Below are 23,764 nucleotides of genomic sequence, written 5' to 3' on the forward strand. Positions count from 1 at the left end.
TACAAAGTGCTGTTAAAAACCTAACAGATTCTTCAGCTTCTCAAGCTTCTTCTTTAGAAGAAACAGCAGCTGCATTAGAAGAGATTACTTCTTCTATGCAAAATGTTTCTCATAAAACTAGTGAAGTAATAGCTCAAAGTGAAGAGATTAAAAATGTTACTTCTATTATTGGAGATATTGCTGATCAAATTAATTTACTTGCATTAAATGCTGCTATTGAAGCTGCACGTGCTGGTGAGCATGGTAGAGGCTTTGCTGTTGTTGCAGATGAAGTTAGAAACTTAGCAGAAAGAACTCAAAAATCATTAGGTGAGATTGAAGCTAATACTAATATCTTAGTACAATCTATTAATGAAATGGGTGAGAGTATAAAAGAACAAACTACAGGTATTACTCAAATAAATGATTCAGTAGCACAAATTGATCATGTAACTCAAGAGAATTTAAAAATAGCTAATGATAGTGCAGTAATATCTGATAATGTTAATAAAATTGCTAATGATATCTTAGAGGATGCTAAGAAGAAGAAATTTTAGATAAAGTTAAACCCTAACGGGTTTAACTTATTAATCATCAAATTTTTGTCCTAAAATATTACCTTTAAAATCAGTATATATTTCCATCATATTATTTGTTCTAAATTTATATCCATTGATTTTTTTATCAACCTCTACAATAGCTGCATTTGGTTGGGCTGCTTGAACCTTAGATATAATTTCTTTTGGAATAAATCCAGTTGGAATACCTTTATATTTACCATCAACTTCTTTCCAATCCCCATTGATAATAAAATCAATCTCAGTTCCATCAACTAAATTTACTTCATAAGAATCCACATCTTGCTTTACATAGCCTACATTTACACCTTTAAAATAAGTGTTTAAAAACTCTTGAGCTTTTTGAGGTAAAGCAGCTGGACTTACAATCATATCTGCAAACAAAGAACTTGCACAAACTAAACTTGCTAACATTAATTTCATTTTCATTTTTTCTCCTTTAAATAAAAGTTGAAAGAATAATATTATTTACTTGTGAAATTTATGTGAATTTAATTTTTAAAACCGACTATTTTATTTTTATCAAAAGAAGATGTTATTTCTTTTTCTATAGTTTCTAAAAAATCATTGATTTTAAAAATACCTTCTTTGGAAATAGCAACTTTTAAGGCGGTATTTTTTACCACCATCACAATTTGAGCACCACTTAATTCATAATGAGCTAAAATATTAAGATCAAATTCTTTATCAAATTGGGCATTTTTAGGTAAAGACTTTTCCCAAATAAGCACTCTTTCTTTAAAATCTGGCTTTTTAAATTCTATTTTATAATCAAATCTTCTTGAAAATGCCACATCTAAACTTTCTAAAAAATTGGTAGTAGCTATAATCACTCCGTTAAAGCGTTCAATTTGCTCTAGAAAAATATTTTGCATTTGATTATGCATTTTATCTGCACCACCACTGCTTTCTATCCTAGTGCTTAAAAACTGATCAGCTTCATTTAAAAGTAAAATTGGACTTTGTTTGCTACTTTGACAAAGTTCTTTATAAGTGTCAAAAATTTTTCTAACATTTTGCTCACTCTCGCCTACATATTTACTTAAAATTTTTGAGCAATCAAAGCTTAAAATGGATTTTTTCATCGCCTTTGCCATGCTTAAAGCACTCATTGTTTTTCCTGTTCCAGCAGGTCCATAAAAAATAATTTTTGCTTCTATGTTTTTATTGGTTTTTATGCCCCATTTGTTTAATCTTTCTAAAACTTTTTTATCTTGTTGTTTTAAAATACTTTCTAATAAATCTTTAGTGCTTTGAGGCATGATAACATCATCTATATTGATATTTGGTTCTATGAGTTCAAAAATATCTTGATTTTTTACCAAATTTTGCAATTTAATTTTTTTATTTTTCTTTGGTTCTTTAAAGTTGATAATTCTTTGTAAGATATCATCACTTAAATAAAAGGTCCTAGAAATATCCCCTAAAGAATTAACAAATTCATCAAATTCTAAAAGATTGGTGCTTAAAAGCTTAGAGTCTTCTTCTAATAAAGCTTTATTTTGTTGTTTTTGCTCTTCATTGTCACTGATTAAATGCAATAAAAAATTAAAATCTCTACTATAGGAATTTTCTGTATTCAATAAATATTCTTCTTTTAGTAAACTAATAAAAATCAAACATTCTTTGTCGTTTAAGGCATACTCTTTAAAAATATCTGCCAAGACATTAGCTATTTTGCTTTTTTTCAATCTAGCTTTTATATATGATTGAAATTCAATTATATCTTCTTTTAATTTTTTATTTTTAGAATTTTGCGTAAAAAATCGCAACCTTTGGTAAAGCTCTATTTTAAAAAATTCATCTTTTAAATAATCCATATGATCTTCATAAGGTTCTTCTTTCATTACATCTTTTATATTTTTATTTTCTAAAATTTGTAAAAATACTTCACTTAAGCTTAAATCACTCTGCAATAAATTCAAAAGCAAGGTGGAATTTTTTCCTATTTTAAAATCAGAATAAATTTGGACAATAAAACCTCGTTCTATAAGATTTTTTAAATCTTTTAAATGATCTAAAAATCGATATTCATCATTACCAAAAACCTCATTTAGTAAATTATATGCATTCACACTTGCATTTGCTTGCAAATAACTCTTGCACAAATGCTTTAAAATTAAAAGCTCATTTTTATTGCATTGTAGGTTTTTATATATATTGCTTTTTTGCGTATTGCTTAAAAAAAGTTTTAAATCTTTCATATTTTCCTTTAATTATCAACTAATTTTATACTAAATTTAATTTTTGACTTTTTATCATTAAAATTTATATTATTACCACAAACCTCATAATAAATATCATAGTTTTTAGTTTTTAATTTTTGGCTAAACCCACATGAATTTTGAATTTCATTTTTTCCTTGATATATAGGTTTTTTACTAATAACATCTTGCAAAAAATCATCATAATGCTCATAATTAAAGAATTTTTGGTTAAACAATGTTTTAGCATAACATATCCCATTTATGCAAATTTTATCTGTAATTTGCAGTTTAAACAATACTCTTGAAGCATTATATAGCTCAAGCTGTGTTATATTTTTACCTTGATATAAAAACCCATAATCACTGAATTTAAATTGTGGGGTTTTTAAAACAACAAAAGCACTTTGTGATTGCATTTTATTTTTCAATGCACATGAGCTTAAAAATAAACACAAAAAACACAAAAATGCTAGCTTATATAATTTTCTCATTTGAGATTTTTAAAACTGATATTAAGCTCTAAATTCAAGTCCTTAACCAGTTTCATCACACTTTGTAAGTCATCTATTTGCTTGCTAGTTACGCGGATTTCATTGCCTCTTATACTTGAAGTTACTTTTAATTTGCTATCTTTTATAGCCTTGTTGATTTTTTTAGCACTATCTGCATCAATAGCATCATTTACCTTTAAATTCAGTTTAAAATTTGCTCCACTTTCTTTGCTTAATTCTTTAATGCCATTAGGGTTTATCCCTCTTTTAATTAATTTTGAAATAATAATATCTTTTAAAACTTCAAGTTTTGCCTCACTAGAGCAAATAAGCTTATAAACACTTTCTTTTTCATTTAACTCTATCTCGCTTTTAATGCCTTTTAAATCATATCTGCTATCAAGCTCTTTTTTTGCTTGCTCTAAAGCATTTTTCAACTCTTGTTTGTCGATTTCCCCACTTATATCAAAACTATGCTCACTTGCCATTTTCCACAAACTCCTTAAGATTATTAAATACGATTTGAACTAAATTTTGTATAGATTCAGCACTTGCCCATGCAACATGCGGAGTGATGATTAAATTTTCTTTATTTTTTATGCTAAGCAAAGGGTGATTTTTAACCATAGGTTCTATTTCAAGCACATCAAGTCCAACTTTGATATTTTTTTCATCCATAATCAAAGCTAAATCTGTTTCATTGATGATACCACCACGCCCAACATTAATCAAAATAGCACCCTCTTTTAAAAGCATTAATTCTTTTTTAGTAAGTAAATTTTTAGTTTTTTCATTTAAAGGTGCATGTATGCTAATAACATCACAAGTTTTTAAAAGCTCTTCAAGGCTTACTTGCGTGTATTCATCGTTAAAATTAGCTCCTGAAGTAGAATAATAACAAACACTAGCTCCAAACAAACTTGAAGCTTTAGCTACTTCCTTTCCTATAGCACCAAGTCCTATAATGCCATGTCTTTTTCCTGTTAAAGTGTGTAAAATTCTACTAAAATCAGTAAACATCGCACACTCACACCATTTGCCCTCTTTGCTCCATTTATCATAATAAGGAATTTGATTTAAAAAAGCAAAAAGTAAAGCAAAAGTATGGCTTAAAACACTTTTTGTAGAATAAGCCGCTGCATTTTTAACAACTATACCTTTAGAATTTGCATAAGCTACATCTATATTATTTACTCCCGTGCCAAGTTGCAAAATAAGCTTTAGATTGGTTTTATCTATCACTTCTTTATCAATGATAACTTTATTTATCATTACAACTTGTGCATTAGCTATCCTTGAAACAACCTCATCTTTAGGTGTTAAATCATAGCTTACAAACTCACCAAAACTTTTAAAAGCTGATAAATCTGCTCCGCCTAAAGTTGCTGCATCTAAACATACTATTTTCATCAATCTCTTACCAAATGCCCTACAAATTTAGAGTAATTATCAAGCACCAATCCACCTTTTCTAAAACCTAATCCACAACCCTCATAAGCAAAGAAAACTCCAGCTTGATAATAATCATTTTCATTTTGATTAAACTCAGCAAATTCTTGATATACAAAACGATTGTTTTGATAATCTCCATCTGTTTTAAAACTTATATCTCCATTAGCTTCTATAATAGAAACATTAGCCCCTTCTCTACCAAAAACAGGCTTTTTAACACATTTTTTACCCACCAAAGGCTCATCGCTAGTTTCAAGCAATAAAGGATGATTTGGATAAAGCTCCCATAAAATTTTCATTATACCCTTGCTTTGAAAAAGCAAAGTATAAGCAGGATTTAAAATAATAGCTTTTTGATTTTGCATGATTTGAGTTAAAAGCATAGCAAGTTCGCCCTCTTCTATGGCTATACTTTCCCAAGGAATAAGTTTAAAAAAATACTCATAATTTACATCATTTTTAAAAATTCCCTCAGGTGAAAATTCCACTTCATCAACAAAAGAAAATTCACTCTCAAAGCCTGCTTCTTTAGCTATATGCGCTAAAAGCTTTGTAGTGATAGTATCTTCATTGCTCCCTGCAATAGAAGAAAATAAAATCTTCCAGCCTTGGTAATATTTTTCAAACCCGCTCACATCTTCTTCTAAAGTGATAAGTCTTTTAAAATTATCCGCTAAGGCTTCATAGATATTATTAAATTGCGCACTTTCATCTAGCTTATTTTGCTTTAAAATAGCCCATTGTAAAATTGCACTTTCAAACAAAGAAGTTGGAGTATCAGCGTTAAATTCTATCAATTTTATAGGCTTGCCATCAAGCCCACCTGCTAAATCAAATCTTCCATATAAATGCCAATGCACATCATTTTCCCAGCTCATCTTAATAGCTTCAACTAAATTAAAAGGAATGCCAAGCTCATCAAAGCGATCATTATCAATCACCTCTTGTGCAGCAGCTACATACATATCATAAAGCTCATTTACTGCTTCATAATATGCATTTGCTTCACTTTCTTTAACACAAACTAAATTAGAATCTAAATAATCACTTCCATCATTATCTGTATGCCATGAAAAACCTATTTGCTCTAAATATGATTTTTCTAAAGGATTTACTTTTAAAAATTGCATTTTTCACCTTTTTTAAGAACCAAAAGAATTTTGATTTGAACTTGCAGCTTTTGAACCACCACCAAAAAATCCTGATTTTTTAGCATTTGATCCAGAACTTGCACTTGTGCCTGCTTTATTAAAACTATTTACGCTTCTTTGGTAAGCACTTTGATTTGAAAAAGCTCCGCGTTGTTGATTTGCAAAATTTTGATTATTAAAAAGCTTAGAACCTATCCAGCTACCAAGTATAGCTCCAGCTGCACTAGCAAGCAAAGTCTCGCCCAAAGAAAGCCCTCCACTACTCATAGAAGCATTATTAGCATTGGTTAAATTTGAAGTTCCATTGTCAATTTTTGCTGCTTCTTCTTGGATTAATTTATCCATTTCTTCTTTACTTAAAACTCTTTCAGTTCCATCAAGTTGTTTTAAAACTACCCTAGTTTCATCACTTGGAAATTGATCTTTGATTTTATATTGATTTGGTGCAGTCTCTTCGATAATAACAAAAGCACCTTGAGTGTTAGCAGCTTGAGTTAATGCATTATTGTTTGTATCATTTGAATTGTTACTACACGCACTCAAAGCACCACCGCTTATTGCAGCAATTCCGCTTATCATACTAAGTTTAAGTATAGTCTTTATATGTTTCATCATCATTCCTATGGCTAAATTTATGAAAATTTTAACAAAAAAAGTATTAATAAAAATTAATTACTAATAATCATAGCCAATAAATTCTTAGCTAAAATAAAAACACCAAAACTAAAAAATATAAAAGCACTTAAATAATCAATCTTTTTTAAATTTTTTTCATAAATTTTTAACATAAACTGCTTAGAAAAAAGTAAAGCAACCAAGGAAAAATAAACAATAGTTTCTAATATAAGCACTAAAATTAAAACCACTAACATCCATTGCATTTGCGAAAAATCAAAATTAGCAAAAACACTAGCAAAATAAAAAATCACTTTTGGATTAGACAAATTAGTAATTACCCCGCTAAAAAAAGGTGAAATAGGCGGTTTTTGTGTTTTTAACTTGGTATTTTTTGTATTTTTATAAATCAAATATGCTAAATACAAAAGATATAAAGCCCCAATGCTTGATAAAATCACTTGCAAAAAAGGAAATTGATGAAAAATTACACTCAAACCAAGTATAGAAAGTATTATCCAAACACTCATTGCAAAACTTACACCCAAGCTTGCTTTTAAAGCATTTTTAAAACCTTCTCTTAGAGCATAAGAACTTATTAAGAAAAAATCAGGCCCTGGTAAAATAAGTCCAAAAAAATGTATAATTAAAGTCCATAAAAACATAGATTAAAGAAGAAAAGCCGATTGCTCGGCTTTTTTGGTATTAGAGTCTTGACTCATAGCGTCTAAGCATATAAAGCCTTTTAAGCATTTTTTTACGCGCTGAAATTTTTTGTTTTTTGCGAATTTCAGTCATAGGCTCAAAAAATCTTCTTGCACGCACTTCAGTAACAACTAGATTTCTATCTACTTGTTTTTTGAATTTTCTATACGCTTCATCAAAAGACTCATTAGGATGTACCTTAATTCCTGGCACGACCCTCACCACCTTTCATTAAAAATTTGAAAGTTTTGATTATATCATAATTTTACTTGAAAATAAAATTTATTTTTGTAATAATTATATAAATAAAAATTAAATAAAAATTTTAATAAGACAAAGTTTGGTTTAATTTTTAAAGACTACAATTATAAAAATATTTTTACAAGGAAATAAAATGAGTGCTTGTATAACAAACTATACCAAAAAAAGGTATATAGCATATATCATTTCTATGATTGTATTTATTGCTTTACCTTTTATAAAAATCAACGGGAATCATTTCTTTTTATTAAGTTTTGATCACAAAAAGCTAAATTTATTTTTTATTGCTTTTGATACTCAAGAACTTTATTTAATGCCTTTTGTTATTATGGGTATGTTTTTAACTATACTTTTTGTTACTACCTTAGCAGGAAGAATTTGGTGTGCTTGGAGCTGTCCTCAGACTATTGCTAGAGTTATTTATAGAGATCTTTTACAAACAAAAATTTTTAAAATTCACAAAAGCACAGCCAATAAACAAAAACAAATAGATGGATTTTTTATCAAAAAAGCTTTAAGTATTGTGATTTTTTATCTTTTTTCATTGTTAATGATGAGTGCTTTTTTATGGTATTTTGTTCCACCCGAAGATTTTTTTGTATATATTCAAAATCCTGCTGAACATTTATTGCTTTTAGGAATTTTATTTTGTGCTTCTTTGGCATTTACCTTTGATATAGTGTATTTGGGTGAAAAATTTTGTGTTTATGTTTGTCCTTATGCAAGAATACAATCTGTAATGTTTGATAACAATACTATCCAAGTTATTTATGATGATAAAAGAGGCGGTGTAATCTATGATGGCCATACCAAACTTTATCAAAAACCTCCACAAGGAGAATGTATAGGGTGTGAAGCCTGTGTAAAAATTTGTCCTACTCATATAGATATACGCCAAGGAATGCAACTTGAATGTATAAATTGTCTTGAATGTGCTGATGCTTGTTCAAAAGTTCAAGCTAAATTTAATCGTCCTAGTTTGATCAACTGGACTAGTGCAAAAGCAATAGAAACTAGAGAAAAGGTAAAATATTTTAGATTTAGAACCATTGGTTATTTAGTTGTTTTATGTGGTGTTTTTGTAGCTTTGGTTTTGATGGGAAGTAAAAAAGAAAATATGCTTTTAAATATCAATCGCTCAAGCGAACTTTATCAAGTTAGAAAAACACATGATAAACAATTGCAAATTACTAACGCTTATGTATTTTTATTTCAAAACACTGACAATAAAACTCATGAGTATTATTTTGATGTAAAATTACAAGGCATCGAAGATGGTTTAGAAATCATTAGACCTAAAAAGTCTTTTAAACTAAAAGCAGGTGAGAAAGATAAATATATTGTAGTTTTAAAAGCTACAAAAAAATTAGCAGATAATGATAGAAAAGATACGGTAATACCTTTAACCATCAAAGCTTATGCAATTGATGATAAAAATATAGCCGTAACAAGAAGTAGTAATTTTGTATATCCTAAAAATTCTATTTTAGAAGAAAAATAATGAATAAAAATACAGAAAAACTGCTTTCAAAATCACAACTTAGATTAGAAAAGATTAAACAAATTGCTTTAGAGTCATTTTTAAAAAATGGCTATGAAGCAACCAATCTTAAAGATATTATTAAACAAACTGGCGGTTCTTTTTCTTCTGTGTATGAACATTATAAAAATAAAGAAGGTTTATTTAGAGCTGTATTAGATGATTTTACTGAAAAACATTTTTTGCGGGCTTTAAAACATATGGAAAATGTTGAAAATCAAAAACTAGAAGACTTTCTTTATGAATTTTGTTTAGCTTATTTAGAAATTTTTAACGATGAAAAAACAATTGCTATTGCAAGAATAATTTTTTCACAAGTGTATAATGAAAAAACAAACCTAAGCGAATGGTTTGAAGAAGAAAGTGAAAGAGCAGTTGAGTTTATTTTGCAAAAAAGATTCTATCAAGAAAAAAATAGCAATATTTCTTCTAATTCCAAATTCTTAAGTAGCACATTTTGTGCTATGCTTAGAGGAGATTTTTTTATGCAAAGTGTTTTTAAAAATAAAATTTCAATGAGTAAAGATGAGCAAATTAAACATGCAGAAAAAATTGTAAAATTATTTACTCAAGGGATTATTAACTTTTATTAATTAAAGCATAATATAATTTGTATTATAATTTTGTAATATTAATTACTTTTTAAATATTGATTTTTTAAGGAATGAAATGAAAACAAAAATTTTAGCTTTAACTTGCGTCTCTTTGATACTCGCAGCCTGCACAGATGACAAACAAGCTCAAGTTAAACAACTTCCTCCTCAGCCTGTTAGTGTTATGACTATGCAAAGTGCTAACTTGCCTTTAGAATTTACTTATCCTGCAAGATTAAGCACTGAACTTGATGTATTGATTAAACCTAAGGTAAGCGGTGAAATCAAAGCCAAATACTTCAAAAGTGGCCAAGCTGTTAAAAAAGGCGATAAACTTTTTCTTATAGAACCTGATAAATACCAAGCAAGCGTAAATATGGCTTATGGAGAAGCTTTAGTAGCAAGAGCAAATTTTGATGATGCGGAAAAAAATTTTAAAAGAGATAGTATTTTAATAGAAAAAAATGCTATTTCACAAAAAGAATTTGATGCAAGCTTGGCTAAATTTAATTCTACAAAAGCTACTTTAGAAAGTGCTAGAGCAAAACTTGCTAATGCAAGATTGGATTTAAAATATACCTTAGTAAGCGCTCCATTTGATGGAATTTTGGGTGATTCTTTGGTGGATATTGGTGATTATGTTAATGCTTCATCAACTGAGCTTGTTCGCATTAGTAATATAAATCCTATTTTTGCAGATTTTTACATATCAGATGTTGATAAGATTAGCATGAATAAAAATATCAAAGATGGTAATTGGCAATTAGAAAATGTTCAAGTTCAAGCTAATGTCGGCGGCGAACTTTTTAATGGAAAATTATACTTTATAGATAGTGTGATTGATACTCATAGTGGCGGGGTAAAAGCAAAAGCAATTTTTGATAATAACACTTCTTATTTAATGCCTGGATCATTTGCTAATGTTTATGTAAGTGGTTTTGTCCAAAAAGATGGTTTTGAAATTCCTCAAGTTGCACTTTTACAAGATGATAGCGCTACTTATGTTTATACTTTAGTAGATGGGAAAGTGGTTAAAACTATTGTAAATGTGATTTATCAAACTGCTGATAAAGCCATTATCAACCAAGGTTTAAAAAACGGAGATAAAGTAATTTTAAATAATTTCAAAAAAATCCGTCCTGGTGCAAGTGTAAGCGTAATGGAGAATAAATAATGTTTTCTAAATTCTTTATAGAAAGACCTGTATTTGCTGCAGTTACTGCTATTATCATTTCTTTAGCAGGGATTATAGGGCTTTATTCTTTACCTGTGGAACAATACCCTTCTTTAACACCTCCTGTAGTTAAAGTAAATGCAAATTATTCAGGAGCTGATGCTCAAACGGTGGCTCAAACGGTGGCTATCCCTCTTGAAGATGCGATTAATGGAGTTGAAAATATGATTTATATGGATTCAACTTCAAGCTCTTCAGGTGATATGAGTTTAAGTGTTTATTTTAACATAGGCACAGATCCTGATCAAGCAACAGTCGATGTTAACAATAGAATTTCAGCAGCTATGGCAAAATTGCCTGAAGATGTTAAAAAAACCGGTGTTAGTGTTAGAAAAACGGGCTCAAGTATTTTAGAAGTTGCTACTTTATACTCACCTGATGGTTCTATGGATGCACTAGAAGTATATAATTATGCTGCATTAAATATCTTAGATGATCTTGCTAGGGTTCCTGGAGTAGGAAATGCTGTAGCTATTGGCTCAAGAAATTATTCTATGAGAATTTGGCTAAATCCTGATTTGTTAAATAAATACAAAGTTACAGCTACAGATGTTATTGCTGCAGTTAGAGAGCAAAATGCCCAATACGCCACAGGTAAAATAGGGCAAGAGCCGGTTATGGAGCATTCTCCTTATGTATATTCAGTGACTATGCAAGGAAGATTAAAAAACACAAAAGAATTTGAAAATATCATCTTAAGAACTAATAGCGATGGTTCTTTTTTAAGATTAAAAGATGTAGCTGAAGTTGCTTTAGGTGCTAGAGAATACACTTTTAATGGTAGATTAAATGGAAATAGTGCTACTCCGATTTTGATTTTTTTACAAACTGGAGCAAACGCAGTTAGCACAGCAGAACTAGTGCAAAAAAAATTCGAAGAGCTTTCTAAAAACTTTCCTGAAGGTTTAACTTATAAAGTGCCTTATGATACAACTTTATTTATAAAAGCCTCCATTAAAGAAGTGGTTAAAACTTTTTTTGAAGCTTTGATTTTAGTTGTAATTGTAATGTATTTGTTCTTAAAAAATTTCCGCTCAACCATCATACCTATGATTGCTGTGCCTGTTTCTATTTTGGGAACTTTTGCAGGATTATATGTTTTAGGTTTTAGTATAAATTTACTTACGCTTTTTGCCTTGGTATTGGCTATTGGTATTGTTGTTGATGATGCTATTATTGTGGTAGAAAATATAGACAGAATCATGCATGAAGATCCTAATATAAGCATAAAAGATGCTGCTATTAAAGCTATGGATGAAGTTGCTGCTCCTGTTGTTTCTATAGTGCTTGTGCTTTGTGCTGTGTTTATACCTGTTTCGTTTATATCTGGCTTTGTAGGCGAAATTCAAAGACAATTTGCTATAACTTTAGCAATTTCAGTTACAATCTCAGGCTTTGTAGCTTTAACACTAACCCCTTCTTTATGTGCGATTTTTTTAAGACGCAATGAAGGTGAGCCATTTTATTTGGTAAAAAAATTCAATCATATTTTTGATTGGTCTACTGAAGTTTTTGGTGCAGGGGTTGCATATATTTTAAAAAGATCTGTGCGTTTTATATTGATTTTCGTGATCTTTTTAGGAGGTTTATATGGACTTTTTAAACTTGTTCCGCATTCTTTAGTTCCAAATGAAGATCAAGGGAGTTTTTTATCAGTTGTTAATTTACCTGCGGCTTCTTCTTTGCATAGAACCACTCAAGCAATGGATGCTATGGCCGAAGAAGTGCGTAAAAATGAAAATATTACTAATATAGTAGGACTTATAGGATATGATCTTTTCACAGGCTCTTTAAAAGAAAATGCTGGAGCAATGTTTGTGAATTTAAAAGATTGGAATAATAGAGACACTAGTAGTTTTGATTTAACTAGCATGTATAATAAACAATACTTCTTAAATCCGAATTTCCAAACTTTTTTTGTTAATCCACCTCCAATTCAAGGTTTAAGCTTAACTGGTGGTTTTGAAATGTATGCTCAAAATCGTAGTGGTAAAAATTATGATGAAATACAAATTGATGTTAATAAATTAGTAGAAGCGGCTAATAAACGCCCTGAACTTGCTAATGTAAGAACTACACTTGATACAAATTTTCCTCAACTTAAGCTAGAAGTTGATCGTGACAAAGTAAAACTTTATGGTTTAAATTTAGCAGATGTATTTAGCACACTTAATGCTACTATAGGAACTTATTATGTAAATGATTTTTCTATGCTTGGAAAAAATTATCGTGTAAATATTAGTGCAATAGGGGATTTTAGAAATACTCAAAATGCTTTAAAAAATATTTTTGTTAGAGCAAATGATGGTTCTATGATAGCATTAGATAGCGTTTTAACACTACAAAGAAGTGTTGGTCCTGATGATGTAAAACGCTTTAATATGTTCCCATCGGCTTTAGTTCAAGGCGATCCTGCTCCAGGCTATACCTCAGGACAGGCTATTGATGCGATTGCACAAGTTGCAAAAGAAACTTTAGGAGAGGATTATTCTATAGCTTGGTCAGGTTCAGCTTATCAAGAAGTTACAAGTAGTGGAGCTGGACAAGTTGCTTTTATGCTAGGACTTTTATTTGTATTTTTAATCCTAGCAGCCCAATATGAAAGATGGCTTATGCCTTTAGCAGTAATTACAGCTGTGCCTTTTGCTGTTTTTGGTTCATTGCTTTTTGTATGGCTTAGAGGCTTAGAAAATGATATATATTTTCAAACAGGACTTTTACTTTTAATAGGACTTTCTGCTAAAAATGCAATTTTAATTGTTGAATTTGCTATGGAAGAACATCTTAAAAAAGGAAAAAGTATTTTTGATGCTGCTATTAGTGCAGCAAAATTAAGATTTAGGCCTATTGTTATGACTTCTTTGGCATTTATTTGTGGAATTTTACCTTTAGTATTTGCTTATGGTGCTGGAAGTGCAAGTCGCCATGCTATAGGAACTGGAGTTGTAGGAGGAATGATAGCAGCCTCAACCATAGCAATATTTTTTGTGCCTTTGTTCTTTTATTTACTAGAGAGTTTTAATAGATGGCTTGATATAAAAAGAGGTAAAATCCATGCATAAATTAATCATATTTATAAGCTGCTTTTTTATAGCAGCTTGTAGTTTAAAACCAAAACTAGAAATCGCTGATATAAACTACACTAAAAGTTTGGATCAAAACATCAGCATTGATAAACAATGGTGGAAAGCTTTTAATGATGAGAACTTAAATGTTTTGATTGAACAAGCTTTAAAAAATAACAACGATTTGCAAATTGCATATATTAATCTACAAAAAGCTTATGAAACTTTAGGTATAGCAAGAAGCAATTTACTCCCAAAGCTTGATGGAAGTGCTAGTGGAGCAAGAGCAAAAACTAGCATTAATGCACCAAGCAATAAAAGTAATGATTTTTTCTATGGTAATGATTTTAAAATGGGTTTAAATTTAAGCTATGAAATTGATTTATGGGGAAAATATAGAGATAATTATGGTGCTTCAAAATCAAAACTTCAAGCAAGTGAATTTGACTATGAAAGTGCAAGATTAAGTTTAATTTCTAATGTAATAAAAACTTATTTTAACTTAGCCAGCTTAAGTGAACAAGTAAAAATTTTAGAAGAAACAACTCAAAGCTATCAAAAAACTTATAATTTAAAATTAGAACATTTTAAACTTGGGGTGATTAGCGAGTATGAGTTAAATAAATTTAAAGCCGAGCTTGAAAATTCAAAGGTTTTACTAACTAATGCTAAAATTCAAAAAGAAGCTAATACCAAAGCTTTGAAAATCTTAACTTCAAACAATATAGATGATATATTTTATAATAATATAGAATATCAAAAGCTAGAAAAATATGAACTTAATATACCTGAGGGTATAGGAAGTGAAATTTTACTCCAAAGACCTGATATACAAGCTAGTTTAAAAATTTTAGAAGAAAAAAACTATCTTGTGGGAGTTGCTAGAAGTGCATTTTTACCAAGCCTTTCTTTAACAGGACTTTTAGGTTTTCAAAGTAGTGATTTAGATCTTTTGGTTAAACACGGAAGCAATACTTGGAATGTAGCTGGAAATTTTGCAATGCCTATTTTTTATTGGGGTGAGATTATGAATAATGTTAATATTGCAAAACTTACCAAAGATGAAGCATTTTTACAATATGAAAACACTTTAAAGACAGCTTTTGCAGAGATAAGACTTGCTCTATTTAATCGCCAAAATTATTATGAAAATGAGCAAAATTATAAAAATTTATTTCTAGCTCAAAGTAAAATTTATGAAATTTCTACTTTAAGATATGAAAATGGTGTGATCAATTTAGCTGATTTTTTACAAGATCAAAGAAATTATTTAAACGCTAAACTTTCTTATACTAACTCATCTTATGAGCTTGCAAATTCTATCGTGGATGTAATGAAAGCTTTTGGCGGTGGGTTTAACGCCAAAGAAGATTCTAAAGAAAATATCAAAGCTATGGAAGAAAATTTAAAAGAAAACTTTTACAACAACTAAGCCTTAAAGGCTTAGTTGTTAATGCATTTGAATTTTAACTCTTTGATGAGATTTATCATTTCTATCTTTAGGGCTATTATGCTCAAAACGATAACGCATACTACCTGAAACATTAACATCTTGAAAAATTTCATCTAAAGGAGCAGAATTTACAATACTAAATGAACCCAATAAAAACACAAAACATACTATAAATATTTTTTTCATTGCAAAGCCTTTATAAAAATATGCTACAATTATAGTCTTTTTAAATAACTACAAAACAAAAATTTAGGAAAAATATGAATTTTTTACAAAATTTAGCACTTTCTTACTCTCACAAGGCTATGCAAAAGTCTTTAGAAAATGGTTTTGATGTCAAACTTTTAAAGCAAGGACAAGATAAAAAAGTAAATGAAAAAAAATCTTATATGCTTTATGCTCATATACCATTTTGCCATACTTTTTGTCCATATTGTAGTTTTCATAAATACTACTATGATGAAAATTTGGCAAAAAAATATTTTGAAAGTTTAAGAGAAGAAATTAAGCAAATTAAAGATAAAGGATTTGATTTTACTTCTATGTATGTGGGTGGTGGCACTACTTTAATCAATGAAGAAGAGCTTGCTAAAACCTTAGAACTTTGCAAAAAATTATTTAATATCAAAGAAATTTCTTGCGAGAGCGATCCAAACCATATTGACCCAAAAAAATTAGAAATGTTTAAAGGACTTATAGATCGCTTAAGCTGTGGCATACAAAGCTTTGATGATGATACCTTAAAAAAAGTAGCAAGATATCATAAATTTGGTTCAAGCAAGGAGCTTCAAGAAAAGCTTTCTAAAGCCATAGGTGTGCTTCCTATCATGAGTATTGATTTGATTTTTAATTTTCCTTCTCAAACTAAAGAGCAATTACTCAATGATTTAGAGATAGCTAAAAGTTTAAAACCTCAGCAAATTACAACTTATCCTTTAATGAAATCCAATTTGACTAAAGATAATATTGCAAAAACTTTAGGAGTAAGCTTTAAGGATAATGAATTTGAATTTTATAAAATCATTGTAGACTTTTTTAAAGATTATGAAAGAAACAATGCATGGTCGTTTTCTTTAGAAAAAAGCCATTTTAATGATGAGTATGTAAGTAGCCATCATGAGTATTTGGGTGTAGGAAGTGGAGCTTTTAGCTTTTTAGATGGAGAGCTTTTAATCAATGCTTTTAATTTGAATGAGTATTCTAAACTCATCAAAGAAAAACAAAATGCAAATATTGCTAAGGCAAATTTTGGCAAGAAAGAAATCATAAAATATGTCTTTTTAACTGAAATGTTTGCAGGTAAAATCAAGATTGATAAATTTAATAAAACCCTAGAATGCGACTTAGAAAAAGATCTTTTCATCGAGCTTTTAGGGCTTAAATTAAGCAAAGCTATAAAAAAAGAAAATAATACTTTATATACTAGTGAATTTGGGCGTTATTTGTTTATGGTTTTAATGAAGGATTTTTATACGGGTATGGATTTAGTGCGTGCGGTATTTAGAGATGATAAGCGTTTGCAAAATAAAGAACACATTAACATCATGCACGAAAATGTTGATCCGCTTGATTTTAAAAGTATGGAATTTAAAGGGTAAAAGCCTTTAAAGGCTTTTACTAAAATGGTCTTACTACCATCATTATAGCAATAACTATAAATAATATAGTTGGAATTTCATTATAAGCTCTAAAGAATTTTCCACTTTTTTTACAAGTATCATTTTGAAGTTGTCTATAATAGTAATAATTTTGAAAATGATAAATAATCAAAAGCAAAGCACAAGTTAATTTAGCATGCATATAACCACCCACCATTAAAACATCTTTATTGGCTATCATCATCAAACTACCTGTAATTGCAGTAGCTATCATCGCTGGAGTTTGTATGTAAAAATATAATTTTTTCTCTTGAATTTTTACTACTTCAACAAAGCCTTTATTATCTTTATGTTCTGTATGATAGACAAAAAGCCTTGGCAAATAAAACATACCAGCCATCCACGAAACAAAAGCCAAATAATGCACCATTTTAATCCATAAATACCACTCATTTAAAAAATCTAACATTTTTTTCCTTTATTAAAAATTTCTTTTATTAAAATCAAAGCAACGCTAATGTTTATCATAACATCTGCTAAATTAAACACAGCAAATTCAAACCATTTATGCCAAAACACAAAATCCACTACACCTATATGCACAAAACGATCAAGTAAATTTGAACACCCAGCAGATAGCATAATAGCAAAAGCAATCAAATGTGTTTTAAAAAACTCTTTTTGATAAAGCAAATATACAAACAAAGCCAAAATAAAAACAAGCTGTATGTATTTTAAATATGCTCCTAAAAATGCAAACATAGAAAAAGCCACACCAGTATTGTAAGTTAAAACTAAATCAAAAAATTCGCCCTTATATTCAAATCCTTGCAAAAATACATACTTACTTGCTTGATCTAATATAAAAACTATAAAAAAAACAAGATAAAATTTCAAAGATAAAATTTTAAGCATTCAACGCTTTCATGAAAAACTTCTCTACTACTTTCATTTCTCTTTCTAAAAGTTTGATATCTTTTGCTTCAAGCAATAATCTTATCAAATTTTCAGTCCCTGAATACCTAAATAAACTAGCAATTCCTTTTTTTTCTAAATCTTTTTTCAACTCATCTAAACCTGCAAGCTTGCTTAAGTCTTTTTTCTCTGAAATTTTAAGATTATGTAAAAGTTGCGGATAAGGTTTAACTTGATTTAAAATTTCACTTGCACTTTTTGATTCACTTAGCATTAAAGCACTAAATTGCAAAGCAGCCACTAAACCATCTCCAGTTTTTGCATAATCACTAAAGATAATATGCCCACTTTGTTCTCCACCAAAATTTCCACCGCATTCTTTAAGTTTTTCAAGGACATATTTATCACCTACATTGCAAGTTTCATGTGTAATTTTGTGTTTATTTAAAAATTCTTTTAAAGCTCCATTACTCATAATAGTGCTAACTACACTTGATTTTAACTTGCCTTGTTTTTTCAAAAATAAAGCTAAAACACCCAAAAGGCTATCTCCATGAGCTACTTCACCTTTTTCATCTACTACTACTAAACGATCTGCATCTCCATCAAAAGCAAAACCCACATCAGCTCTAAATTTTTTAACTTCTAAAGCTAAATTTAAAGGATGTAAAGCTCCGCAATTTTCATTGATATTTAAACCATTTGGATTATCATTTATTACTATCACATCAGCACCAAGCTCTTTAAAAACGGTAGGTGCAACCTTATAAGAAGCTCCATGAGCTACATCTAAAACAACGCGTAGAGATTTCAAAGTCAAATTTTTCGGAAAGGAATTTTTAATCGATACTATATATCTTCCTATTACATCATCAATTCTTTTTGCTTGAGCTATTTGAGATTTAGTAGTTTTAGCTTCTTCTATAAGCTTATCGTTAAAATAAATTTCTTCTATTTTAGCTTCAGCTTGTTCATCTAGTTTATTGCCATGTGCATCAAAAAATTTAATGCCATTATCATAGTAAGGATTATGCGAAGCTGATATCATAATCCCCGCATCACAACGCATATCTTCAGTTAAAAAAGCAATAGCAGGTGTTGGCATAGGGCCTATTTGTATCACATTATAACCTATAGAAGTAAGCCCTGAAACTATTGCATTTTCTATCATATAACCACTGCGTCTAGTGTCTTTTCCTACTAAAATATTATTAGTTACAGCCTTATCTTTAAAATAAATTCCAGCAGCCATAGCCAAACGCATAGCTAAAAATGAATCTAAAAACTCTCCTGCTTTTCCTCTTACACCATCTGTTCCAAAAAGTTTCATTTTTTACCTTTGATTTTAAATAGTGAAATTATAAGAAAAAAAGTTAAGTAATGCATAAATGTAAAAAAATATAATCTTTAGTTAGTAAAAAAAATATATAATTTTTCAAAATTTGTTTAAGGAAATTAGATGAAAAAAACCATCATAAGCATTGCGGTTTTAGTTGTGTTATTTATTTTATTTTTTGTTTCTACTTCTTATATGAATTCTATAAATGAAAAATTTTTCAACTATGTGAGTAAAAATACGCTTTATTATCAAGTTGAAGATGTAAATTATACTAAGGGTTTGTTGAATTCTCAAGGAAATTTTATAATAAAACTAAATGATTTACCTTATGAATTTAAAGTAAATGCAAATTTTTCTAATGTATTTTTTGCAAGCAATAATGTAAAAATTTCTATTACTAATCAAAATGATGATTTTAAAGATATTTTTCCTAATGAAGAAATTGGTAATATCAATGCTAAATTTAATCCATTTAATATTAACTCTAATATCAATTTAAAGCTCAAAATTAATAATGTTAATTATAACAATGAACAAACAGGCTCAATCAAATGGAATGATATATATATTGCTTTAAATACAAAAGAAGGTTTAGTAAAAGATATAATATACAATATTGGGGATTTTAGCGTAGATGATAAAATAAACATCAAAAATGCTCATGTAGTAGAAATCCCTATTACAGCTTTAAAATTTGAAGATATTTTTAATCCTACACGCAATAGCGAGCAAAACATAAGTATAGAATATGCTAATTTCACAGATGAAGCAGTATTTGATAATTTGCATATTTATGCAAAAACTATACCTAATACACAAAATGATTACAATAATGATTTAAAACTAACTCTTAATAAACTACATTTAATACAAGAGGATTTATTATTAAATAACATCAATTTAGATGCAAATTTTAATAATATTTCAAAAAAAGCCTATGAACAGCTAATGTTTAGCCCTAATATAGACATCTTTTTTATGATGGCTATAGCAAATGAATTTTTAAAAGCAAATCCTGAAATCATTTTGAATAATCTAAGCTTTGAGAAGGAAGAAAAAAAATTCAATGCTAATGCTCAAGCTATTTTCACACAAAATAATATAAAATCACAGCTACACATTAACACTCAAATTCTTCCAAGTCAATTTTGGCCGACATTTGAAAATTTTGATTCTTATTTTGTAGATGAAAATGGCACTTATGTTTTAGATTTTATATATGATGATTCTGATAAAAATGATATAAAAACCATCATAAATGGCGAAGGAATTACGCTTAATCCACAATGAACAATCTAAGTTTAAAATTTCGTCCTAAAACTTTAGATGAGGTTTTAGGACAAGAAAATTTAGTAGAAATTTTTAAAAAATTCATACAAATTTCAAAGCTCCCTCATAGTGTATTTTTTGGCCCAGCAGGCTGCGGGAAGACTTCTTTTGCAAGGGCTATAGCAAATGATTTTAAATTAGATTTTTATGAATTAGATGGGGGAAATTTTAAACTTGAAGAGCTTAGAAAAATACTAAGTAATTACGAAAATTCTTTATATAAACCTTTGATATTTATCGATGAGGTGCACAGGCTTTCAAAAACTCAACAAGAAATGCTTTTAATCCCTTTAGAAAATCAAAAATGCCTTTTCATAGGTGCAAGCACTGAAAACCCTTACTTTACTTTAACTTCAGGCATAAGAAGCAGAAGTATGCTTTTTGAATTTAAAGGTTTAGAATATAAAGACTTAGAAAAACTTGCTACAAAGGTGCAAGAAAAACTCCAGTGTAAAATCGATGATGATGCTAAAGACTTTTTAATCACTTCTAGTGCAAATGATGCAAGAAGCTTTTTAAATTTATGTGAGTTTGCTTTGGCTTTAAATAGCACTCATATCACTCTTGAAACTTTAAAAAAACTAAGAGCAAATGTTTTAAGCGATGGCACTTCAAGCAAAGACACACACTATAAACTAGCAAGTTCTTTGATAAAGAGCTTAAGAGGAAGTGATGTAGATGCGAGTTTGTATTATCTTGCGAGGTTAATCGATGGGGGCGAAAGTGCTGATTTTATCGCTAGAAGGCTAGTGATATTTGCAAGTGAAGATATATCAAATGCAAATCCTCAAGCACTTAATCTAGCCACAAGCACACTCATAGCAGTAAAAAACATAGGCTATCCTGAAGCTAGAATCATCTTGGCTCAATGTGTGGTATTTTTAGCAAGTTCGCCCAAGTCAAATTCAAGCTATCTTGCTATAAATGAAGCGCTAAATTATGTGCAAAATAATCCTGCTTTGCAAATACTTCCTTATCTTGATAATAACAACCCACAAAGAAAAAACTACCTTTATCCGCATGATTTTGGAGGCTGGGTTAAGCAAAGATACCTAGAAAAAGACTTGAAATTTTATCATAGCAAAGGCATAGGCTTTGAAGCACAGCTAGACTTATGGTTAAATGATATGAAAAAATCTAAAACATAAATTTAAGCACAATGTAAAAATATTTTTATATAATTTTTGTTTTTTTAAGGTTCCGTAGCTCAGTTGGTAGAGCACCACCTTGACATGGTGGTGGTCGTTGGTTCAAGTCCAATCGGAGCCACCATTTTTTATTTCTTTTGATCAACTCACTACATATACTTTAACAAATTCGTAAATTCTTGAATTTCTTTTTCTTGATCTAAAATGATTTTTTTAGCAATTTCTCTTATAGTTTCATCTTTAGAGTAAAATAAAATTTGTTTTGACGCATCTACTGCACCTTGATGATGTGCTATCATAGCTTCTAAAAAGTCTTTATTGATGTTTTTACTTTCTTTAACTGCACTCATTAAAATCATCATTTTTTGCATCAATTCTTTTTCTTCTTGAACGAATTTTTTATAATCTTCTTCGCTAAGTTCGGTTTTTTTATAAAGATTTTTATCTAAAATTTCTTGAAATTCTTGAATTTCTTTTTCTTGAGCTTTAATGATATTTTGAGCTATTTTTTTCATCTCTTCACTTTTTGTATGTTCTAGTAAAATCTTAGATGAATCAATAGCACCTTGATGATGTGGAATCATATTAGCTAAAAAATCTCTTTCTATATCATTGCTTTGAACTAAAGGATTTTTCATCATAGGATCATGCATACTAGCCATAATTTGAGCAGAAATACTTTGAGCATTGCTACTATGGTGATTATGATGAGAATTCATAGCAAATAATGAACTTGCCAAAACTAAACTAGAAATCATAGTTTTTATTTTCATTTTTTTCCTTCATTTTAAATTAAAAATAAAAATTTATAAGAATATTTCTAATCAAAAATTAACTAAAAAATTAAATATTTTTTTGTTATAATTTATTAAAAAATATGTGAAGGATTATTAATGCTTAAAGAACTACTTGAAATAAAAAAAGAAATGGAACCTATAATTCATGATTGTTCGGTTAAAATTCAAGTAGCTTCAAGAGAAGTAATTGTAAGAAAAAGAGAATATGAAATTTATGGACCTATGATAGATAGAGTATATCTTGATAATGCAATTTATATCAAAGTTTTTGGTAGCGGTAGAGATACAAAAAGCACAAAAGTAGATATTAAAAATGGCTTATACATGGTATATGTGGCACCTGATAAACCAACTAATCAAGAAATTATGAATAAACTTAAAATCGCATATGAAAGTATAGATAATAAATTCATTTCAAGAATTTTAGAATTAAACAGAAGAATGAAAGAAATTCTTAATAAAACTCAAGCAACCTTAGCAAAAGCATCTAATATGAATGTAGTAATAGAAACAAACCTTGGTGAAGCAACTGCAGCACAAAAATTTGTTATTACCATTAAATATTTAAAAGATAATCAAAAATTAGAAATGAAAAATTCAAAATCTGCAGGAAGTTTTAGAGATACTAAAAATCACATTAATCTTATTGTAGAAAAAAACACTGACTCAGCAATATGCGAAAAACTTTTGCATGATGTAGAAATTTATTTTATCGGGAAATAATCTTTCTATTTGAATTTGCTAAATGTGTTAAAGCTACTGCTATAGCATCTGTTATATCAAGTGGCTTTATATCTTTTGAAATCCCTAACAATCTTTTTACCATAAAAGCTACTTGTTCTTTTGTAGCTTTTGCCTTTCCTGTTACTGCTTTTTTTACTTGCAATGGAGTATATTCTGCAAATTCACCATGAATTTGTAAAATTTTTAAACTCAATGCACCGCGAAATTGAGCTAATTTTAAAACGGTTTTTGGATTATATGCAAAAAATATATCTTCTACTGCTACCTCATCAAATTGATGATTTTTAAAGATTAAATCAAGTCCTTCACATAACTCTGTGATTTGGTATTGTAAGTTGTTGGGTTTTATTTTTATAAGTCCTGCTTCGATAAGATGATTTTTATTATGAATTTTTTCTACTATAGCATACCCACAATACCTAGAACCAGGATCTATCCCTAAAACTTTCACTTTTTCACCTTTTTTTCACATAGATGTGAAATTTATTTTATGTGAATAATTTTAACCATTTTTTATAAAAAATAAGCTAAAATTATAGTTTTTACATTAATATTTTGACAAGATTAATT

At 28.9% G+C, this 23,764-nt stretch carries 25 protein-coding genes and 1 tRNA gene; 11 read left to right on the forward strand and 15 right to left on the reverse strand.

Translation table 11 applies throughout. The features are described 5' to 3' along the window. The first annotated feature begins 95 nt into the window (after positions 1 to 95). On the forward strand, positions 96 to 536 hold the full coding sequence (locus CPEL_RS09840; RefSeq protein WP_414437345.1) for a methyl-accepting chemotaxis protein: 441 nt from the start codon (positions 96 to 98) through the stop codon (positions 534 to 536). A gap of 30 nt (positions 537 to 566) precedes the next feature. Here CPEL_RS09840 and CPEL_RS08280 read toward each other — a convergent pair whose 3' ends face one another. From CPEL_RS08280 to rpsU, 9 genes are all read right to left on the reverse strand, one after another. Then, complete coding sequence (locus CPEL_RS08280) at positions 567 to 986, reverse strand: PepSY-like domain-containing protein (protein WP_044599431.1); 420 nt, start codon at positions 984 to 986, stop codon at positions 567 to 569. Positions 987 to 1,048: 62 nt separating this feature from the next. Continuing rightward, a complete protein-coding gene (locus CPEL_RS08285) occupies positions 1,049 to 2,761 on the reverse strand; it encodes an ATP-binding protein (RefSeq protein ID WP_044599432.1) in 1,713 nt (570 codons plus the stop codon). An 8-nt stretch (positions 2,762 to 2,769) separates the two neighbouring features. After that, a complete protein-coding gene (locus CPEL_RS08290) occupies positions 2,770 to 3,255 on the reverse strand; it encodes a hypothetical protein (protein ID WP_044599433.1) in 486 nt (161 codons plus the stop codon). Next, positions 3,252 to 3,743: a YajQ family cyclic di-GMP-binding protein gene (locus CPEL_RS08295; protein WP_044599434.1), complete on the reverse strand. Its 492-nt coding sequence runs from the start codon at positions 3,741 to 3,743 to the stop codon at positions 3,252 to 3,254. The genes CPEL_RS08290 and CPEL_RS08295 overlap by 4 nt, the downstream gene beginning before the upstream one ends. Further along, positions 3,733 to 4,665 carry a D-2-hydroxyacid dehydrogenase gene (locus CPEL_RS08300; RefSeq protein ID WP_044599435.1) on the reverse strand — a complete coding sequence of 311 codons (933 nt, stop codon included), beginning with the start codon at positions 4,663 to 4,665 and terminating at the stop codon, positions 3,733 to 3,735. Before CPEL_RS08300 ends, CPEL_RS08295 begins: the two co-directional genes overlap by 11 nt. After that, positions 4,665 to 5,837 carry a glutathionylspermidine synthase family protein gene (locus CPEL_RS08305; protein ID WP_044599436.1) on the reverse strand — a complete coding sequence of 391 codons (1,173 nt, stop codon included), beginning with the start codon at positions 5,835 to 5,837 and terminating at the stop codon, positions 4,665 to 4,667. Before CPEL_RS08305 ends, CPEL_RS08300 begins: the two co-directional genes overlap by 1 nt. Before the next feature lie 12 nt (positions 5,838 to 5,849). Beyond that, complete coding sequence (locus CPEL_RS08310) at positions 5,850 to 6,470, reverse strand: UPF0323 family lipoprotein (RefSeq protein ID WP_044599437.1); 621 nt, start codon at positions 6,468 to 6,470, stop codon at positions 5,850 to 5,852. A gap of 56 nt (positions 6,471 to 6,526) precedes the next feature. Then, positions 6,527 to 7,138, reverse strand: coding sequence for a LysE family transporter (locus CPEL_RS08315; RefSeq protein WP_044599438.1), 612 nt, complete (start codon positions 7,136 to 7,138; stop codon positions 6,527 to 6,529). Positions 7,139 to 7,178: 40 nt separating this feature from the next. Then, positions 7,179 to 7,391 (reverse strand): 30S ribosomal protein S21, encoded by a 213-nt coding sequence (rpsU, locus tag CPEL_RS08320; RefSeq protein WP_002780697.1) that lies wholly within the window; start codon positions 7,389 to 7,391, stop codon positions 7,179 to 7,181. Positions 7,392 to 7,572: 181 nt separating this feature from the next. Here rpsU and ccoG point away from each other — a divergent pair, with 181 nt between their 5' ends. The 5 genes from ccoG to CPEL_RS08345 all read left to right on the forward strand — a co-directional run bounded on the left by ccoG (position 7,573) and on the right by CPEL_RS08345 (position 15,303). Continuing rightward, on the forward strand, positions 7,573 to 8,940 hold the full coding sequence (gene ccoG / locus CPEL_RS08325; protein ID WP_044599439.1) for a cytochrome c oxidase accessory protein CcoG: 1,368 nt from the start codon (positions 7,573 to 7,575) through the stop codon (positions 8,938 to 8,940). After that, positions 8,940 to 9,572 carry a TetR/AcrR family transcriptional regulator gene (locus tag CPEL_RS08330; protein WP_049984614.1) on the forward strand — a complete coding sequence of 211 codons (633 nt, stop codon included), beginning with the start codon at positions 8,940 to 8,942 and terminating at the stop codon, positions 9,570 to 9,572. Before ccoG ends, CPEL_RS08330 begins: the two co-directional genes overlap by 1 nt. Positions 9,573 to 9,648: 76 nt before the next feature. Then, on the forward strand, positions 9,649 to 10,746 hold the full coding sequence (locus CPEL_RS08335; protein ID WP_044599441.1) for an efflux RND transporter periplasmic adaptor subunit: 1,098 nt from the start codon (positions 9,649 to 9,651) through the stop codon (positions 10,744 to 10,746). Beyond that, positions 10,746 to 13,868, forward strand: a complete 3,123-nt coding sequence (locus CPEL_RS08340; RefSeq protein ID WP_044599442.1) for an efflux RND transporter permease subunit — start codon at positions 10,746 to 10,748, stop codon at positions 13,866 to 13,868. The genes CPEL_RS08335 and CPEL_RS08340 overlap by 1 nt, the downstream gene beginning before the upstream one ends. Further along, positions 13,861 to 15,303: a multidrug efflux system CmeABC, outer membrane lipoprotein CmeC gene (locus CPEL_RS08345; RefSeq protein WP_044599443.1), complete on the forward strand. Its 1,443-nt coding sequence runs from the start codon at positions 13,861 to 13,863 to the stop codon at positions 15,301 to 15,303. Before CPEL_RS08340 ends, CPEL_RS08345 begins: the two co-directional genes overlap by 8 nt. A gap of 18 nt (positions 15,304 to 15,321) precedes the next feature. Here CPEL_RS08345 and CPEL_RS08350 read toward each other — a convergent pair whose 3' ends face one another. Next, on the reverse strand, positions 15,322 to 15,510 hold the full coding sequence (locus CPEL_RS08350) for a mini-MOMP protein (RefSeq protein WP_044599444.1): 189 nt from the start codon (positions 15,508 to 15,510) through the stop codon (positions 15,322 to 15,324). 74 nt (positions 15,511 to 15,584) lie between these two features. Here CPEL_RS08350 and CPEL_RS08355 point away from each other — a divergent pair, with 74 nt between their 5' ends. Then, complete coding sequence (locus CPEL_RS08355) at positions 15,585 to 16,922, forward strand: coproporphyrinogen III oxidase family protein (RefSeq protein WP_044599445.1); 1,338 nt, start codon at positions 15,585 to 15,587, stop codon at positions 16,920 to 16,922. Between the two features lie 19 nt (positions 16,923 to 16,941). Here the strand turns inward: CPEL_RS08355 and hemJ are convergent, their stop codons facing one another. The 3 genes from hemJ to glmM are packed head-to-tail and all read right to left on the reverse strand — an operon-like array spanning position 16,942 to position 19,167. After that, positions 16,942 to 17,391 carry a protoporphyrinogen oxidase HemJ gene (gene hemJ / locus CPEL_RS08360; protein WP_044599446.1) on the reverse strand — a complete coding sequence of 150 codons (450 nt, stop codon included), beginning with the start codon at positions 17,389 to 17,391 and terminating at the stop codon, positions 16,942 to 16,944. Then, entirely contained in the window at positions 17,385 to 17,837 is a 453-nt protein-coding gene (gene lspA, locus CPEL_RS08365; RefSeq protein WP_044599447.1) for a signal peptidase II, read from the reverse strand. Before lspA ends, hemJ begins: the two co-directional genes overlap by 7 nt. After that, entirely contained in the window at positions 17,830 to 19,167 is a 1,338-nt protein-coding gene (gene glmM, locus CPEL_RS08370; RefSeq protein WP_044599448.1) for a phosphoglucosamine mutase, read from the reverse strand. Before glmM ends, lspA begins: the two co-directional genes overlap by 8 nt. Before the next feature lie 129 nt (positions 19,168 to 19,296). Here glmM and CPEL_RS08375 point away from each other — a divergent pair, with 129 nt between their 5' ends. From CPEL_RS08375 to CPEL_RS08385, 3 genes are all read left to right on the forward strand, one after another. Beyond that, complete coding sequence (locus CPEL_RS08375) at positions 19,297 to 20,466, forward strand: YdgA family protein (RefSeq protein WP_044599449.1); 1,170 nt, start codon at positions 19,297 to 19,299, stop codon at positions 20,464 to 20,466. Next, on the forward strand, positions 20,463 to 21,653 hold the full coding sequence (locus CPEL_RS08380; protein ID WP_044599450.1) for a replication-associated recombination protein A: 1,191 nt from the start codon (positions 20,463 to 20,465) through the stop codon (positions 21,651 to 21,653). The genes CPEL_RS08375 and CPEL_RS08380 overlap by 4 nt, the downstream gene beginning before the upstream one ends. Positions 21,654 to 21,701: 48 nt before the next feature. Beyond that, positions 21,702 to 21,777 (forward strand) — tRNA-Val (locus CPEL_RS08385). A 25-nt stretch (positions 21,778 to 21,802) separates the two neighbouring features. Here CPEL_RS08385 and CPEL_RS08390 read toward each other — a convergent pair. Next, complete coding sequence (locus CPEL_RS08390) at positions 21,803 to 22,426, reverse strand: DUF305 domain-containing protein (RefSeq protein WP_044599451.1); 624 nt, start codon at positions 22,424 to 22,426, stop codon at positions 21,803 to 21,805. 120 nt (positions 22,427 to 22,546) lie between these two features. Between CPEL_RS08390 and CPEL_RS08395 the strand changes: the two genes are divergently transcribed. Beyond that, complete coding sequence (locus CPEL_RS08395; protein ID WP_044599452.1) at positions 22,547 to 23,173, forward strand: hypothetical protein; 627 nt, start codon at positions 22,547 to 22,549, stop codon at positions 23,171 to 23,173. Here the strand turns inward: CPEL_RS08395 and ruvC are convergent. Further along, positions 23,160 to 23,645, reverse strand: a complete 486-nt coding sequence (ruvC, locus tag CPEL_RS08400; protein ID WP_044599453.1) for a crossover junction endodeoxyribonuclease RuvC — start codon at positions 23,643 to 23,645, stop codon at positions 23,160 to 23,162. The genes CPEL_RS08395 and ruvC overlap by 14 nt on opposite strands. Positions 23,646 to 23,764: the final 119 nt, after the last annotated feature.

This window comes from Campylobacter peloridis LMG 23910 (genome assembly GCF_000816785.1).
Lineage (GTDB): Bacteria > Campylobacterota > Campylobacteria > Campylobacterales > Campylobacteraceae > Campylobacter_D > Campylobacter_D peloridis.

Bases quoted from the DNA above. Each gene is read 5' to 3' on its own strand.
- CPEL_RS09840 (WP_414437345.1), top strand. From the start codon at position 96: ATGCAAAATGTTTCTCATAAAACTAGTGAAGTAATAGCTCAAAGTGAA.
- CPEL_RS08280 (WP_044599431.1), bottom strand. From the start codon at position 986: ATGAAAATGAAATTAATGTTAGCAAGTTTAGTTTGTGCAAGTTCTTTG.
- CPEL_RS08285 (WP_044599432.1), bottom strand. From the start codon at position 2,761: ATGAAAGATTTAAAACTTTTTTTAAGCAATACGCAAAAAAGCAATATA.
- CPEL_RS08290 (WP_044599433.1), bottom strand. From the start codon at position 3,255: ATGAGAAAATTATATAAGCTAGCATTTTTGTGTTTTTTGTGTTTATTT.
- CPEL_RS08295 (WP_044599434.1), bottom strand. From the start codon at position 3,743: ATGGCAAGTGAGCATAGTTTTGATATAAGTGGGGAAATCGACAAACAA.
- CPEL_RS08300 (WP_044599435.1), bottom strand. From the start codon at position 4,665: ATGAAAATAGTATGTTTAGATGCAGCAACTTTAGGCGGAGCAGATTTA.
- CPEL_RS08305 (WP_044599436.1), bottom strand. From the start codon at position 5,837: ATGCAATTTTTAAAAGTAAATCCTTTAGAAAAATCATATTTAGAGCAA.
- CPEL_RS08310 (WP_044599437.1), bottom strand. From the start codon at position 6,470: ATGAAACATATAAAGACTATACTTAAACTTAGTATGATAAGCGGAATT.
- CPEL_RS08315 (WP_044599438.1), bottom strand. From the start codon at position 7,138: ATGTTTTTATGGACTTTAATTATACATTTTTTTGGACTTATTTTACCA.
- ccoG (WP_044599439.1), top strand. From the start codon at position 7,573: ATGAGTGCTTGTATAACAAACTATACCAAAAAAAGGTATATAGCATAT.
- CPEL_RS08330 (WP_049984614.1), top strand. From the start codon at position 8,940: ATGAATAAAAATACAGAAAAACTGCTTTCAAAATCACAACTTAGATTA.
- CPEL_RS08335 (WP_044599441.1), top strand. From the start codon at position 9,649: ATGAAAACAAAAATTTTAGCTTTAACTTGCGTCTCTTTGATACTCGCA.
- CPEL_RS08340 (WP_044599442.1), top strand. From the start codon at position 10,746: ATGTTTTCTAAATTCTTTATAGAAAGACCTGTATTTGCTGCAGTTACT.
- CPEL_RS08345 (WP_044599443.1), top strand. From the start codon at position 13,861: ATGCATAAATTAATCATATTTATAAGCTGCTTTTTTATAGCAGCTTGT.
- CPEL_RS08350 (WP_044599444.1), bottom strand. From the start codon at position 15,510: ATGAAAAAAATATTTATAGTATGTTTTGTGTTTTTATTGGGTTCATTT.
- CPEL_RS08355 (WP_044599445.1), top strand. From the start codon at position 15,585: ATGAATTTTTTACAAAATTTAGCACTTTCTTACTCTCACAAGGCTATG.
- hemJ (WP_044599446.1), bottom strand. From the start codon at position 17,391: ATGTTAGATTTTTTAAATGAGTGGTATTTATGGATTAAAATGGTGCAT.
- lspA (WP_044599447.1), bottom strand. From the start codon at position 17,837: ATGCTTAAAATTTTATCTTTGAAATTTTATCTTGTTTTTTTTATAGTT.
- glmM (WP_044599448.1), bottom strand. From the start codon at position 19,167: ATGAAACTTTTTGGAACAGATGGTGTAAGAGGAAAAGCAGGAGAGTTT.
- CPEL_RS08375 (WP_044599449.1), top strand. From the start codon at position 19,297: ATGAAAAAAACCATCATAAGCATTGCGGTTTTAGTTGTGTTATTTATT.
- CPEL_RS08380 (WP_044599450.1), top strand. From the start codon at position 20,463: ATGAACAATCTAAGTTTAAAATTTCGTCCTAAAACTTTAGATGAGGTT.
- CPEL_RS08390 (WP_044599451.1), bottom strand. From the start codon at position 22,426: ATGAAAATAAAAACTATGATTTCTAGTTTAGTTTTGGCAAGTTCATTA.
- CPEL_RS08395 (WP_044599452.1), top strand. From the start codon at position 22,547: ATGCTTAAAGAACTACTTGAAATAAAAAAAGAAATGGAACCTATAATT.